Annotated in this window: 11 protein-coding genes and 1 riboswitch; of the genes, 2 read left to right on the forward strand and 9 right to left on the reverse strand. The window is 57.7% G+C overall.

Annotated elements, in window-relative coordinates:
* Positions 1-308: 308 nt before the first annotated feature.
* Both ACFSO0_RS11610 and ACFSO0_RS11615 read right to left on the reverse strand, forming a co-directional pair.
* Entirely contained in the window at positions 309-893 is a 585-nt protein-coding gene (locus tag ACFSO0_RS11610; RefSeq protein ID WP_376880272.1) for a DNA-3-methyladenine glycosylase I, read from the reverse strand.
* Positions 894-1027: 134 nt separating this feature from the next.
* The gene (locus tag ACFSO0_RS11615) at positions 1028-2479 is read right to left on the reverse strand and encodes a polysaccharide deacetylase family protein (protein WP_376880275.1); all 1452 of its coding nucleotides are present in this window, start codon (positions 2477-2479) and stop codon (positions 1028-1030) included.
* Positions 2480-2693: 214 nt separating this feature from the next.
* On the opposite strand from ACFSO0_RS11615, the gene ACFSO0_RS11620 reads away from it, so the two are divergent.
* The gene (locus ACFSO0_RS11620) at positions 2694-2858 is read left to right on the forward strand and encodes a hypothetical protein (RefSeq protein ID WP_376880277.1); all 165 of its coding nucleotides are present in this window, start codon (positions 2694-2696) and stop codon (positions 2856-2858) included.
* A gap of 81 nt (positions 2859-2939) precedes the next feature.
* On the opposite strand, the gene ACFSO0_RS11625 is transcribed toward ACFSO0_RS11620, so the two are convergent.
* The 3 genes from ACFSO0_RS11625 to ACFSO0_RS11635 form a co-directional block, all read right to left on the reverse strand.
* Positions 2940-3938 carry an ABC transporter permease gene (locus tag ACFSO0_RS11625; protein WP_376880279.1) on the reverse strand — a complete coding sequence of 333 codons (999 nt, stop codon included), beginning with the start codon at positions 3936-3938 and terminating at the stop codon, positions 2940-2942.
* A gap of 1 nt (position 3939) precedes the next feature.
* A complete protein-coding gene (locus tag ACFSO0_RS11630; RefSeq protein ID WP_376880282.1) occupies positions 3940-5430 on the reverse strand; it encodes a sugar ABC transporter ATP-binding protein in 1491 nt (496 codons plus the stop codon).
* Positions 5431-5503: 73 nt separating this feature from the next.
* The gene (locus tag ACFSO0_RS11635) at positions 5504-6523 is read right to left on the reverse strand and encodes a sugar ABC transporter substrate-binding protein (protein ID WP_376880285.1); all 1020 of its coding nucleotides are present in this window, start codon (positions 6521-6523) and stop codon (positions 5504-5506) included.
* A gap of 106 nt (positions 6524-6629) precedes the next feature.
* Positions 6630-6750, reverse strand: a riboswitch (SAM riboswitch).
* Positions 6751-6941: 191 nt separating this feature from the next.
* Between ACFSO0_RS11635 and ACFSO0_RS11640 the strand changes: the two genes are divergently transcribed.
* On the forward strand, positions 6942-8195 hold the full coding sequence (locus ACFSO0_RS11640) for an ATP-binding protein (RefSeq protein WP_376880288.1): 1254 nt from the start codon (positions 6942-6944) through the stop codon (positions 8193-8195).
* A 181-nt stretch (positions 8196-8376) separates the two neighbouring features.
* Here the strand turns inward: ACFSO0_RS11640 and ACFSO0_RS11645 are convergent, their stop codons facing one another.
* The 4 genes from ACFSO0_RS11645 to ACFSO0_RS11660 all read right to left on the reverse strand — a co-directional run bounded on the left by ACFSO0_RS11645 (position 8377) and on the right by ACFSO0_RS11660 (position 14370).
* Positions 8377-9960, reverse strand: coding sequence for a SagB family peptide dehydrogenase (locus ACFSO0_RS11645; RefSeq protein WP_376880291.1), 1584 nt, complete (start codon positions 9958-9960; stop codon positions 8377-8379).
* A 23-nt stretch (positions 9961-9983) separates the two neighbouring features.
* Complete coding sequence (locus ACFSO0_RS11650; protein WP_376880293.1) at positions 9984-11927, reverse strand: TOMM precursor leader peptide-binding protein; 1944 nt, start codon at positions 11925-11927, stop codon at positions 9984-9986.
* Entirely contained in the window at positions 11924-13891 is a 1968-nt protein-coding gene (locus tag ACFSO0_RS11655; RefSeq protein ID WP_376880295.1) for a putative thiazole-containing bacteriocin maturation protein, read from the reverse strand. The genes ACFSO0_RS11650 and ACFSO0_RS11655 overlap by 4 nt, the downstream gene beginning before the upstream one ends.
* Before the next feature lie 203 nt (positions 13892-14094).
* On the reverse strand, positions 14095-14370 hold the full coding sequence (locus ACFSO0_RS11660; protein WP_376880298.1) for a heterocycloanthracin/sonorensin family bacteriocin: 276 nt from the start codon (positions 14368-14370) through the stop codon (positions 14095-14097).
* Between the last annotated feature and the right edge of the window lie 137 nt (positions 14371-14507).

Below are 14507 nucleotides of genomic sequence, written 5' to 3' on the forward strand. Positions count from 1 at the left end.
ATCCGTATAATGGATGTCCCGGGCATTCTATTGTCTTTTTTCAGGTTAGCGAATCATTCGGAAGGTGAATTCCATTCCTTACTTCAATACTAAGGCATTAGGGATTTTCACAGAAAAAAAGCACGCTCTCGCTGGTGATGAGCACGTGCTTCTTCCCGATCAGAAAGTTATACACAAGAGCATGCTGCATTCTGTGCATAACCTGTATATAAGCTGTTTATAACTGGGTGAATCTCTGCCGGCTGTGCCCCTGTCCGTCCTGTCCACGATTAGAAAAGACGGCAGCCGCAACTGGTTTCCACCTGCCGCTATTTCCCCTCTGCAGCAAGTTCCTTTGCGATTTTGGCGTGGCAATCGCAAGTAACAAGATGATCATTGACCATCCCTACAGCCTGCATAAACGCGTAGCAAATGGTCGAGCCCACGAAGGTGAAGCCCCGCTTCTTCAGGTCTTTGCTCATTTTGTCGCTCACTTCTGTCATCGCCGGCACTTCTCCCGCGGAACGGAACTGGTTCTGGATAGGCTTGCCGCCGACGAACGACCAGATGTAGTCGCGGAACGAGCCGAACTCCTCGACGACGCGAAAGTATGCCCTGGCATTGGTTACGACTGCCCTGACCTTCAACCGGTTGCGGACGATGCCTTCATTGTTCAGCAGCTCTTCGATTTTTCGCTCGTCGTAGCGGATGATTTTTTCCGGCTCGAAATTGTCAAATGCCTTGCGATAGTTTTCCCGCTTTTTCAGGATCGTGTACCAGCTAAGTCCCGCCTGCGCGCCTTCGAGATTGAGGTATTCAAACAGGAGCCGGTCGTCGTAGACGGGGACTCCCCACTCATGATCGTGATAGTCTATGTACAACGGATCTTCATTTACCCAGCCGCAGCGATTCATAACATGCATCCCCCTTATTTTTGCGAACATATATTCCTGTCTACAGAATATACGATCATAAGGGGGATGGCAAGTTTACTATTTTCCGCTTCCTTCCTGTGCGCCTGCCGAACGGGCTTTCCCGAAGCCTTCCGCTATTTCACCAGATCTGCCATTTTGACAAAGGTATACCCTCTGCTCTTCAGACCATCCAGCACAACAGGCAGCGCCTCGATCGTATGGATGTCGTCGAGCATGTGCAGGAGGATGACGCTGCCATTTTTCGTCTGGGTAAGCACGCCTTTCTCGATGTCCGCCGCGCTGTGCCGGTTGTCCCAGTCGAGTGTGGTGACGTCGTACATGGCGATGACCTTGTAGCCCGTTGCCGCAATCACCTTGCCCGTGTGATCGTCGACGACCCCTGTCGGCGGCCGGAACATCATGACGGGAGGCTGCTGGATGGCTTCGGTGATGACCTGATGGGCTTTCACAATGTCCTTTTGCAAATCCTCATCACTAAGCGTCGTGACGACGGGATGGCTGTAGGAATGGTTGGCAACGTCGTGTCCGGCCTCCACTATGGCCCGTGCCAGATTCGGATTGCTCTCGACTCCTTTGGCTCGCAGGAAAAAGGTCGCTTTTACATCATGCGCTGCCAGGATGTCCAATATTTTGGTGATCGTTTTGTCCGATCCCCAGTCGTCAAAGGTAAGGGCAACTTGCTTCTTGTCCGTCTCTGCCCTGTAGAAGAGCTTGTACTCCGCCGTTTGATCATGCAGATTCACCTTTGCCGCATCGTAGCCCGGGATCTGCTCCAACGGCTTGCGCTCCCCGCCGTTTTTCACCAGCTCGCTTAGCGTGGTGAACTTGTAGCCGATCTCCTTTGCTGCTTTGGCAATGATCGGGATGGACGGGATGACTTCCGGATTCAGGTCCGTGTTCATGGAAATGATGCCGCCGCGGGACAGGTAGCGGGCGACGTACTCGCCGATCGCCTTGGCATCCTTGGTCAGATCCCGGTCCTTCGGATTGATGTTGTAGCTGACGACCGCCTCCATCCCCAGTTGGGCTGCCGCCAATCGGACGTCGTCTGTGAAATCGCCGGATTTCGTCCGGACATAGCGGGGAGTAACTCCCGTCTCCCGCTTGATGACTTCATTGCTCAACTCGATTTCCCGATAAATCTGCTCGTAGCCAAGCTTGGTCATATCCAGCTGGTTCAGCGTGTTATTTTCAATCTCGTGTCCACGCGCGAGGATCTCCTTTGCAATGTTCGGTTCCTCGGCTACCCGCATACCCGGCAGGAAAAAGGTCGCCTTGATCTGATAGGCATCCAGTTGATCCAGCAAACGTTTCATCGTTTGTTCGTCGCCCATGCCGTTGAACGTCAGCGCAAACTCTTTGCGGGCTGTATACACGTACGGCAGCACCTTGCTTTTTTCCCCGGTGTAGCGGTCGATTTTCTGTGCGGAATGGGCTGTGCTCGTCCCGCTTTTCTCCGTAGCGCCCATGCCCGCAAACATCGAGCAGCCTGACAGAAGCACCATTGTCATAAACAGGGCGAATTTGCTGCAGATTGCACCTCTTAGGCGCGCGCTTCTTCCCATGGCCGTCCTCCTTCACTATCCATCTGAAGTATCTTCGCTGTGGCCATTCCTGGTCAGGAAATATGATAACACCAAAATTCCCCCCGGTCACAGAAAATGAGTCCCCCTAAAAGAAAAGCTAGTATCGAGGACAAAAACCACATACTATCATAGTAACAGGTACGAGCAGCCGACGAGAACTCGCCCGCTGCCTTTCCAAAGGAGGAACCTACCCGTGAAAGAGTTAGTGATTGCAGGGGCCATTATTGCCGCTATTTCTTCCATCGTTTTAAGGGCGTCGCTGGCTTCCCCTATGGATGCTCCTGACGGCATGATTGCGCTGCATGATGTGGTCGACGGAGTGTTCGTGCGAGACGGGATGCTGCTCGACTACCACTAAATAGCAGAACGGCAGCCACACCCAAAAACCCACTAAAAAACGAGACCCGCTTCACTCGGGCCTCGCTTCCTGCTTTTGTCCCTACGCCTTTCTTTTCCGACGCAGCTGGTAGTACGTCACTGCCAGAGCCAATGCCAGCACGACGCCTTTGATGATGTCGTAGGCATAGTAGGGCAGATTGAGCATGGTCATGCCGTTGAGCAGCACCCCGATGAGGATCGCTCCCACGAAGGTGCCAAAGACGTTCGGTTTCCCCGCTCCAAAGACGGAGAAGCCGACGAACGACGCTGCCACCGCATCCATCAGCATCGAGCCGCCGCTGCTGACCTGCCCGGTTCCGATCCGCGCAGAGAGCAGCATGCCGCCCAGTCCCGCGAACAAGGCCGACAGCACGTAGGCGAGTGTCCGATAGCGGTCGACCGGGATACCGGACAGGCGCGCCGCTTCGAGATTACCCCCGGTCATGTAGAGCATCCGCCCTTGACGGGTATAGGTCAAATAGACGTGCGTAATCGCCACGAGCAGGAAGGTCAAAATCACCGGCACGGGAACGGATGCAATCTCCCCCTGGCCCAGCCACAGGAACCAGTCCTGGAATTTCCCCGGTGCGGTCGTGCCATCTTCCAACGGCATGTTTGCGTAGATGGAATACCCTTTGGAGTATGTCATATGAATCCCGTTTACAATATAGAGCATCGCCAGCGTCGCGAGCAAGTCCGGAATGCGGATCTTGACCACGAGCAGCGCGTTGATGAGCCCTACCAGAAGGCTCAGTGCGATCGGTACGACCAGCGTCAGCAACGGACCTTGTTCGTACCACACCATCATCGAAGCCGCCGCGACCGTCGTCAGAGACACCGTCGATCCTACCGAGAGATCGAAGCCGCCGACAATCAAGGAAAAGGTCACCCCGATGGCCACGAAGGTCACGATCGAAATGGACCGCAAAATATCGGTAATGTTGTCATAGGTAAAGAAATACGGGTTGGTCAGGCTGAAGAGGAGCATGACGAGGACAATCACCGCGACCGTCCCATACTTGTATACAAAATCAAAAAGACTGGATTTCTTTCCTTCCAAACTACTCACCTCCGCTTGCGTAGTACATGATCAATTCCTGGGTAGCCTGCTCGCGGTCCAGCTCCTTCACGATCTGCCCCTCGAACATGACGAGAATCCGGTCCGCGATCCCGATGACCTCCTGAAACTCGCAGGAGAAGTAGAGAACCCCTTTTCGCTGCTCGACCAGTTTCCCGATCAGGCGGTAAATGTCGCTTTTCGCGCCGATGTCCACGCCTTTTGTCGGCTCGTCGAACATAAAGACGCTGGCGTCCGTATCCAGCCATTTGCCGATGGCGACCTTCTGCTGGTTGCCCCCGCTCAGGAAGCCGACCAGCTGGCTGATGTCCGCCGTCTTGACCCCAAGGCGCTGAACCAGTTCTTTTGCTTGTCCTGCTTCCAGTCCGCTGCGGATAAAGCCAAGGGGCGACCATTTGGCAATCGTCGCGACAGACAGGTTGTTTTTGACCGATTCCTCGACGAAAATGCCCTCCTTGCGCCGCTCCTCCGGGACGAGCACAATACCCGCGTCCACCGCGTCTTTCGGGCTGCAAATCCGCAGCTGCGCCCCCTTCAGCCTGATCTCTCCCGCTTCAGCCTCATCGGCTCCGAACAACAGCCGGGCCAGCTCGGTTTTCCCGGCCCCGACCAAGCCGACGACACCGACGATCTCTCCCTCGCGCACCGACAGATCGGCGTGGCGCACCTTGCCGCCTTTTGCCCCGGTTACCTCGAGCAGCGTTTCCCCGATGGGGACATGCGCTTTCGGAAACTCCTCCGCAAAGCTTTTGCCGAGCATGTGCCCGATGACCTCATCCATGTTCGTCCTGGCCGTCTCGGTCGTAATCACATGCTGGCCGTCCCGCATGATCGTGATCCGGTCACAAATCTCGAAAATCTCCGGCAGGCGATGGGATATGTAGATGATGCCGACGCCCGCTTTTTTCAGCTGGTCGATGATCTGGAACAGCCGCTCGCATTCCTTGGTGCTAAGCGGCGCGGTCGGCTCGTCGAAAATGACGAACTTCGCCTTTTGCACGGTCGCACGCGCAATCAAAATCAGCTGCTTCTCCGAAAGCGAGCACTCCTCGACCGTCATCCTCACCGGGATGGAAAAGCCAAAGCCGCGCAAAAGCTCCTCCGACTCCGCGTACAACTGCTGCCAGCGAATCAGGCCTGCTCCCTTCGACTGAACGAGTCTGTCGAGCAAAATGTTTTCCGCTACGCTGAGGTATGGAATCAGCGCCGTATCCACTTCCTGGTATACGCATTGGATGCCCAGCGCCTTGGCGTCCTGCGGCGATTGGATGGAGACCTGCCGTCCGTCGATGGAGATGGTGCCTCCGTCCGCCTGATAAGCACCTGTAAGAATTTTCATCAGGGTGCTTTTCCCGGCCCCGTTTGCTCCGAGCAAGGCGTGAACTTCCCCTGCCTTCACCTCGAAGCTGACGCTTTTAAGTGCAGGCACACCGGAAAACTGCTTCTCGATTCCTTGCATGCGCAATACAGACATTATGTACACCCCCTATAGAAAGGAAGATTCCCGTTGAGCGTTCAACGGGAATAGCCAACCATCCGATCCGAGCTTACTTGCCCCAGTCTTTTACGTATTGGGGAAGATCAGCCATCGTCACTTTTTTGTCCTTTGGCAAATCTTCTTGTTTCACGAGCACAGGGTTCAGGTTGACCAGATCAGGCACTTGTTCCCCTTTGATCTTTTTGAACACGGTCTCAGCCTGCAGGCGGCCGATATTGGACGGGTCTACCGCTGCCGTTGCAGCCCAAGGAGAATTCGCTTCCTGGATCATTTGCAGGTCTTCGTCGCTCAAGTCAATGGAATACACTTTGATCTCCGTGCGTCCCGCTTGCTGGATCGCGCGGGTCGCACCTTTGGCGAATTCGTCCCATGATGCCCAGACTGCAGTGATGTCGCCCTTGTTCGGATATTTTTTCAGAATCGCTTCCATTTGCGATTGCGTGTCAAGGGCCGTGTTGTTGGTCGCCGATCCGAACGCCGCGATTTCTTTAATATCCGGGTATTTTTTCTGGAACGCCTCATAGGTGATCTGGCGCTTTTCCATCGGCGCAAAGCCCGCAACCCAGATTTTCACGATGTTTCCTTTGCCGCCGCCGTCCGCAGCCAGTTTTTCCAGGCTAAGTTCAGCCAGCTTCTGGTCATCCTGGGCAACTGTCGGAACGCCCGGGATACTGATGTCGGTGTCGAACAGGACGACCGGGATCTTTTTGTCTACGGCCTTTTGCGTACCTTGCTGCAGCGCTTCTGCTGTACCGTGGTCGATCAGGATGCCGTCAAAGTGCTGGTTGATGGCTGCATCGAGGTTGGACGCCATTTTCGCGAGGTCGGTATCCGCGTTGAAGACAGTCAGTTCGCCGCCGTTTTTCTCCACTTCGGTCTTGACGCCGTTAATGTACTGGGCCGAGAAAGTCCCAACATTCTGCCGCATGATGAGCGCGATTTTCTTTTTCTCGCCGCCGGATGCGCCTCCGGAAGCAGCTGTTCCGGCTCCCCCGCCGTTGCCGCAGGCGGTCAGGGCGAGTGATGCTGTCAGGGCAAGTGTGACCAACAGGCCAAATTTCTTTTTCATGGTTGTTCCCCCTTGGTAATCAGCTCGTCGCAGAAAAGGGCTCGTTCTTTGCCAATGAGAAAAGCCTCTTCCCACCAGAAAGAGGCTAAAATCAGCGATTTTCCGCCTCTCATCTGTCAGGTATCGCTACCTGTTGGAGTTAGCACCTTGGCGCGGGAGAAATCCATCTCGCGTGCTAGGTTGCCGGGCTTCATAGGGCCAGTCCCTCAGCCTTCTCTGGATAAGAGTAGTAATTGTTTTCCATACGTTTGCTTGAATATATACAGACTATAATCAATGTATTTCCATCTGTCAACTAGGTTTTTTGTAAAATCCAGTTCTTTTATGGCAAATTCCCCTCCAAACTGGAAGGGATTGGCGCAGGAGATGTCGAAATTACGGGAGGTGATTGAGAGTCAGCTCGCGGTGGAGATGCTTGATGAATTTATTAAAAGATGTAATTCTTCAGCTTTTCTTTGTTCTGATTCCGTTTGTCTTCTTCAATATTTATTATCGTGACAAAATGCGAAACTACAGCCGTGCCTTCATACTTGTCACCAGTTCGATCAGCTTGTTCCTCGGCATGACTTTTGCAGCCAGTGTAAAAGAGGGCGTCATCTTTGACGTTCGGTACGTCATCATGTTTTTCGGCCTTGTTCACGGCGGTATCCGGACAGGCTTGATCCTGCTTGGCGAATTTGCCGTTTACCGGCTCTACCTGGGAGGGGAGGGAACGCTGGTCGCCCTGATCAATTCGATATGCTCCTTTTCGGTGTCTCTCCTCATGTACAAAACCTACAAGCTTACTCACCGGAAATCGTTGTTCGTCCTGATGACCGGCTTCATTTTTTCCATCAACGCCCTTGCCCTTACCTATGCTTACTTTCCCCTCTATTTTGTAAAAAACCTGACGTACCACCTGGTAGTCATCACGACGCAAAATTCTCTCGGCATCTGGATTCTGATGTCCCTGTTCAGCAAAGCGATCTCCGACAAGGAGCTTTTCATCCGGCACGCACAGAACGAAAAAATCGAAACGATGAGCCACGTCGCCGCATCCCTCGCCCACGAGGTGCGCAATCCGCTCACCGCTGTCAAAGGCTTTCTGCGCCTGATGCAGGAGAACCCGACGGACCTCGCCAAGAGCCAGCAGTACATGAATATTTGCATGGACGAAATCCAGCGGACGGAAATGATCCTCTCCGAATACCTCGCCATCTCCAAGCCGCTGACCATTCGGCACGAGAGTGTGGACGTCGTTGAGCTGCTCAAGGTCATGCGCGAGGTGATGTCGCCCTTCGCCATCCTGCACAACGTCGAGCTGGAGGTGCGCACGCCGGAGTTGTCTGTCAACATAATGGCCAATCCGGACGAAATCAAGCAGGTGCTCGTCAACTTCATCAAAAACGCGATCGAAGCCTGCGCCAATGTGCGCAAAGGACGGGTGCATCTCGCGCTGTCCGTCGAGGAAGGCAAAGCGGTCCTGGTCATCAAGGACAACGGCGTAGGAATGGACGAAGGGCAAATCAAGCGACTGGGTTCTATCTACTTTTCTACCAAGTCTAGCGGGACCGGGCTTGGGCTGACCTATTCCTACCACGTGATCCACACGCTCGGCGGGACCGTGAGCGTGAACAGCAAGCCGAACGTCGGCACGAAATTTTCCATCACGTTTCCTTATCTGGAACAATAAATCATCCCCATACCCGGCTGGCGGAGGTATGGGGATTTTCGTGCGGTGCCGGAATCCGTAAATGAGCAAAATATCGAGTCTGCCTTCGAGACGATGAAAACGTCCGACAGCCCGTTAGGCTATCGGCTCCAGCGCTCTGTTCTGCTTGCCCTCTCCCTCACGGCCAAAAACAAAAAGCCGCCTACCCGTGCAATCCTCCCTGCAGCCTGGGACGATGCCGATAAGGCCCGACCGGAATTTGGATCAGACTCGTTTCTCCCCGCGGGGTAAGCCGATAAAGCTCGTCGCAGGCGTGCGAATCGTAGCCGAGCAGCGGGTGGCCACCCAGCTCTGCGGCTGCGCTCGCCAAAAGCAGCCGCTGGACGAGCATTCCCGCCTCCATCTGCTGGATGCGGTATCCCCGATAGCCCCATAACTCCCGCAGGTGCCCGCGATCCCCCGCCACGTGGAAGCAGAGCGGCACTTGCAGCAGGTTTACATTATCCAGCGACATGGCGTATTGCAGCCGCAGCCGGTGATCTCCCGTCCGGACCGCGCAAAGTGCATGTACTGCCGGATCGTAGCGGTATGCGCCGTCCGCGATGCCATCTACGCAATGCAGGCAGCCGTACAATTTGACACGCCAAGCAGCAGCGGACTGGTTTGCGTCCAGGTCGTTCCGATAAGAAAAGGACGCGGCCGCCTCGTGGAGCAGAGCCGAGAGCTGCAACAAGCTGATCTTGCCCATGCAAAAGTCCAGCTCTGGCGAAAAGCGCCTCCTGCAAGCGGCGGCCATGTCGTACGCCATTCTTGGCACGCGTGGCAGCGCGATGGTCTCCCCTGCACGGGAGTCCGCGTCCGCAGTCGCTTCCTGCGTACGGAACGAGCGCGGTGACTCCAGCTGCGCCGCTGCGTTTATGCGAATCAGCTGCGGATACGGTTTGATCGTTCGCGAGCGGACGTAGTGTTCGTGCGCCAGTGCGGGCAGCTGCCGACACAACTCATCGGCAGTCGCTCCCGCTCCTTCGCCGCCGCTGCTCTGCCACGCGCGCCCGCCGCGATCAACCGACAGCGGCAGGACAGCGTAGACGCTCTCCTCCTGTTCCGACAGCCCGAGCAAATGATGGACCGCCCGATCGAGAAACTGGAAGTACACGCCCGTTTCATAGCCGAACCGTTTGGCCACTTCCAACAGCTGGCCGATGACGACTCCCGCATCCAGCCCCTGCAGCCGGTAGGCGAAGTTGTGGTATTTGAAAAAGTTTTTCCAGTACATCGTCGACACGAACACGGTGGCAAAGCAAGCCGAAAGGTCGCAGCGCCCCCCCAAAGCTGCCCCTACATACTCGTCAAACTGTCCTTCGCGCAGAAAGACCAGACGGTGATGCGCCGAATCGTAATGGTAGATGCCGCGCCGCCCCTCCTCCCGCAAATAGACGTACAGCTCGCAAGGGTACAGCCCCCCGCCGGAAGGAACGAACCGTCTGACCGACTGCAGCAGCGCCCCGCCGCCCTGACCATGCGCCCCCTCTCCCAACACCGTCTGCGTGAAATGGGCGAGGCCGTACACATACCAGAGAAAATGGCCGATTTCCTGCAAGCCAGGCTGAACGGACACCTGCCGATCTGCCAGCGTGAGAGGCACCTCCAGAGACAGCGGCAGCGTCGGCAAACCCCGATACAGCTTATACGGCAGCGGCGCGTCTGCCCAGTCCACCGCATAATCCGGCGGCTTCAGCCGTTCCGAGTCAAAGTGCAGCTCGCGCAAAAAGTCCGTCAGCTCCATCCCTTCTCCTCCTCGCGCGCGGCTCATGGAAACGGGTGCGGGTGCGGATTGAGCTGCCCGTATGTCAACGGCTCTGTCCGATACCCCAGCTCCACCGGCACACGCAGCACCCTCTCCAGTCCGGATACGCGCGTCAAATGATGTCCGAACGTCATCGGCAGCATCCCCGGAATCAGCACCTTGACACAGTGCAGGCCGTTCCGCGATATTTCCGGCGTCGTCTGGTCCACCACGATGACGTCGAGATTGCACGCAGCGAGCTTGCCCACAAGCCCCTGCAAATCGTCGGTCAGGTCGGCATTCCACTCCTGCGGCCTGAATTCCTCGGCAAACTTGCGCAGCGGCCGGCGGTCATCGAGCAAGAAGCGCAGCCGTTCCTCGGCTTCCGGCAGCGCGTACAGCATCGAATGATCGTCCATTTTACGCACCTTGTCCGGGTCGTGGAGCATCTGCACATACTCCTGCCGATTTGCTTCCCATTTGTCGGTCAGCGTCAGGACCATCGCGGCCACCTCGTAGAGCGAGCTTTTCACCGCCCGCACCGGGTCCGGGTGCGCGCCGCCTGCACAAATCACGTTCAGCCCGCTCTCCCGCGTGTTTTTCGCGAGCGTCCACACACTCGGGATTCCGTTTTCCATGGTCGCATTGAACAGATGCACCTCATATCCCGCCACCGCCAGCAGCCGCTCCAGCATCAGGTTCAATTCGCGGTCGCCGGCAGAATACGGATCGAGGCGCGGGAGTCCGAGCTGCGCATACCACGTCAGCAGAAACGAATCCCGCTCCACCACTTCCAAAATCCCGTAGAAGATCGCCTCCTCCAGGCTGCCCCCGAGCGCGCAGCCGTTGGACGTTTCAAAGACGAAGCCGTCTCCATGGCCCAGACTGTAATAGGCAAGCAGCTCCGGCACCAGAATCGGCCTCTTTTGCAAAAAGGAGTAGCCCCATACCCAGTTCAACGGACGGTCGGGATGAAAGGGGCGAAACGGATAGCCGGGCCTGTCGTACTGCTCCTTGGCGTGCAGTCCGACCGTGACCGGATCGAGCGCCTGCTGCCCGAGCCTGCGGTACGTGTCCCGGATGACGGTCCGTTTGCCCCGCGGCGCCATGCCGCAATACCGCTCCAGCCCTTCCAGGATGGCCGTCATTTCGCTCTCCGCATAGGAATGCGTCCGCCCGGCAGTCGCTTCGTCTCCCCGGAACAACGGCAAATTCACGCTCACGTCGGCGAACGGAGACACGAGGTCCGTCATTTTGCCGTTCAAAAAACCTGTCCGCGAGTCCAGATAGTCTCTGCGAAGCACGTTCTGCAGCTCCTCCAGCTTGCGGCAGCGATAACTGCCCGCACTAATTTTCGGGCTGGGCTGCAAGGAAATAACCGCCCGATCCGCGCTGTCCTCGGGAAGGTGCCCGCATATTTGGCAGGACGGATCGGGCAGGATGAAATGACGGGAGCTTTTGAGCGTCTTCAGGTTGAGCAAGTACACATGCCCCTCTGTGCTCGCCCGCTCTCCCGCCAGAATACGCTGTGTCTCCGCAGCCAGCAGGTGAGCCATCTGCAAAAGCGCGCTGCGCGAGGACCAGACATCCCGCTCCGTCCCGCCCCGCTCGTGGAGCCGCTGCTGCAGCCCCCACATCTCTTTGCGGTCACGCCCGCCCATGAGCATCCGCAGCTGCGCGCACCCGGAGCACCCCGACACGCCCGGACGCACCAGCGGCCCAATCACCCCTTCCCCGAAAGAAACGTACGCGCCAAGCCAAGGAATGCCGGCCGGCTGCAGCCGTTTTGCCGCTTCTGCAAGCAGAGCGGGCTGCCAGCCATCGTGCAGGACGAGAACCAAATCGGCTGCTGCGGGAGTGCCCCCCTGCCATCCCGACACCCGCACGACCTGGCAGGCGGCTGTCAGTTCCTCGCTCACCATGTCTGCCAGCAGTCCGGCTCCTGCGACCATCACCTTCGCGCTCACCCGGATTCCTCCTCTCGCAATACCGCGCCATAGACGCCGCCCAGCTCTCCTTGCCAGACAGGCTCCAGTGCCAGCTCCCAGAGAAAAAACCGCTTGCCGTGCTGCTGCAGCGTCTGCAAGGCGCGAAGTACCGCCTCCCTGTGCCAGCCTTCCTCACAAGCCGGAATGTCCAGGTGCAGCGACGCACGCTCCGCCCAGCGCAAAGCGGACGTCTTGCCCGCATACAGCGCGCTGCCCATCTCCCCGTTTTGCTCCCGCAGCAAGGCAAGCTGCAGCGCCTTTTTCAAAGCATCCGTGACGCTTACTCCTGCGCTGCCGCAGCCGATCCCGCCCACCTCCACCCAGACGACGGGCAGACCGTACAGCTCCGCTCCCAGACCGACTTTCGGCGCTGCCTGCATGGTCGCGAGCGCCTGCAAATAATACCGGCAAGCCGCATCCTCCACCCGCTCCAGCAGTACAGGCAAGACCAGCGGAATCTGCCCCTGCAGCTGTTTCTGCCATTCTGCCGCCAAACATTGCTGCAGCGCCCGGCACACGCCCTCTGCCGCTGTTTCCCCCGCGCCTACGCCGACGAATTCGCCCGGCTCTGCTGCGAGATACCGCCCCCTCGTTTCCGCGCATCTCTCCGCCCGCATCGCCTCCACCAGCCGTGCGGCATACGCCTCGATCCCGGCGAGTCCTGCTTCCGTGCGCGCCTCCTCATGTGTCATGCCGCTATAGATCCGCTCCGGCAACAGGTCTGCCGGACCGTCCCCCAGCGGGTCCACCGCCTGAATGAAGCATTGGGACAGCGGCAGCTGAATCAACTCCCCCTCCTCCCAGCGATGAAATACACCCGTCACCTGCGACACAAGCGTGCTGAAAAAAGGAATCAGCCCGCCCGGCTCCCGCTTTTGCCCGTCTGCTTCCAGATGCAGCCCGATGTCTGCAACTGGCGTGGCGGGCGGCAGACCGACTGCAAGCGGATGCGGCAAATACGTATGCCAGCTGCCCTCCAGCGTCTCCATATCCAGCACGAACAAAGAAGGCTCCCCCTCCTGTGCGGTCACACCCGCTGCCTTTTTCAGCCATTCAAAGGCGGCGACATTCGCCAGCATCGCCAAAGCCGTAGCCGAAGGGCCGCACAGCTGCTGGTCTTTACCCGCGAGCACAGACCGATGAAGCCGCCGCCACGCCGACTCCCAGCTCCCTGCCGAATCTGGCCCCGCGAGCGGTCCGACCAGCCCTGCCTGCGCGAAGGCAACGGCCGGCAGAAACTGCTTGCCCTCCTCGCGGCAATCGGCCTGCAGCTGCCGCACCAATTCCACGTTCCCGGTCTGGGAAACGTACAGGATCGCCTCAAAGGGCCTCACAGCCTCCCGCCAAAAACCTTCCCGCTCCGGCCGCCACGCCAGCTCCTCCACCGCCACCTCCGGGTCCCTGCTCCGGGCATGGGCGATCAGCTCTGCCACACGCTTCCGGTTCGTCGGCTGCTCCTCGGTGATCAGCAGGTGAAAGCGGGACAAGCCGGAGTCGAGCAGCGCCCCCACGAGCGCGACCAAAAACGGGCCAGCCCCCGCCGCCACTACCTTCGACTGGCGGAAGCGCATAAACCGGTACGCCCCCGAATCAGCCAGATTGCCCAAAAACTCGATTTGCGGCCCGTACTGCGCGCAGACCTCGTCCGTCAAGGAATGCGGCCGGTCACCGCTCACGTCCCGGGCAAAGCCGTTGCGAAGCAAGCTTTCCGCAATCTCGAACACCCGGTCGCGGTACTCGTCCGGCAAGCCGTCTGTCAACTCCCCGAGCGTGTACTCCCCCGTAAACATCGGCAGCAGCTTCTCGATCCACTGATCGATCATGCCGCCCTCCATGCGAAACGAGCCCGTGTTGTTCCGGAAATATACGCTGCCATCGGGAGACGGGAGATAAAACGTGTCCCGCTTCACCTTCGGCCGCAAAGAAGGGTTCCTTTCTGCCATGTCGCTCCTCCTTAACGAAAAGCCGTTCTCCTGCCCTGCCAGGTCGCCTCTCACCGTAATTGTATGTCCGGCAATTTGTCCGTCATGCCAACCCGGCACCCGCCAAAAAGGAGAACGCCCCTGCGGCTTGTGTCTGCCGCTGCAGGGGCGCTCTCGAATGGGCAGGAGATCGCGCAGCAGTCTACCCGGGAAAACGGGGACAATCAGATAAAGCAGTTGAAAAAGCAAGGGAAGAAACAGCTGCACGAACAGCTGCATGAGCATACGCAGGAACACGAGCAGCTACACGAGCAACTGCACGAGCAACTGCACGAGCAGCGATGACCGCACCGGCCACAGCCGCCGCACCTCCCGCGAACCATCATCGCCTCATTCTGGTTCCCGCTGTCCCATGGCTGTACTTCGCTTTCCTTGAATTTATCCACCTTCAGCTTTTTCAGCTCATTTTTGAATTCGTCCATGTTTACCACCTCCAGCATGAAACGATTGGGTACGAATGTCTTCTACTCGAATACCCATCGCCGTTTATACCATAGGTGTATGTGGCATCCACTGCCAGTGGTGACTCCTGCGCCCGCCTATTTTTTCTCCTCCAGGTAACAAGCCCTCTTGCGGG

The sequence above is a fragment of the Brevibacillus sp. GCM10020057 genome (genome assembly GCF_042683565.1).
Lineage (GTDB): Bacteria > Bacillota > Bacilli > Brevibacillales > Brevibacillaceae > Brevibacillus.

Excerpts from the sequence above, each read along its gene's own strand:
- ACFSO0_RS11610 (WP_376880272.1), bottom strand. The coding sequence starts at position 893 with ATGAATCGCTGCGGCTGGGTAAATGAAGATCCGTTGTACATAGACTAT.
- ACFSO0_RS11615 (WP_376880275.1), bottom strand. The coding sequence starts at position 2,479 with ATGGGAAGAAGCGCGCGCCTAAGAGGTGCAATCTGCAGCAAATTCGCC.
- ACFSO0_RS11630 (WP_376880282.1), bottom strand. The coding sequence starts at position 5,430 with ATGTCTGTATTGCGCATGCAAGGAATCGAGAAGCAGTTTTCCGGTGTG.
- ACFSO0_RS11635 (WP_376880285.1), bottom strand. The coding sequence starts at position 6,523 with ATGAAAAAGAAATTTGGCCTGTTGGTCACACTTGCCCTGACAGCATCA.
- ACFSO0_RS11640 (WP_376880288.1), top strand. The coding sequence starts at position 6,942 with ATGAATTTATTAAAAGATGTAATTCTTCAGCTTTTCTTTGTTCTGATT.
- ACFSO0_RS11645 (WP_376880291.1), bottom strand. The coding sequence starts at position 9,960 with ATGGAGCTGACGGACTTTTTGCGCGAGCTGCACTTTGACTCGGAACGG.
- ACFSO0_RS11655 (WP_376880295.1), bottom strand. The coding sequence starts at position 13,891 with ATGGCAGAAAGGAACCCTTCTTTGCGGCCGAAGGTGAAGCGGGACACG.
- ACFSO0_RS11660 (WP_376880298.1), bottom strand. The coding sequence starts at position 14,370 with ATGCTGGAGGTGGTAAACATGGACGAATTCAAAAATGAGCTGAAAAAG.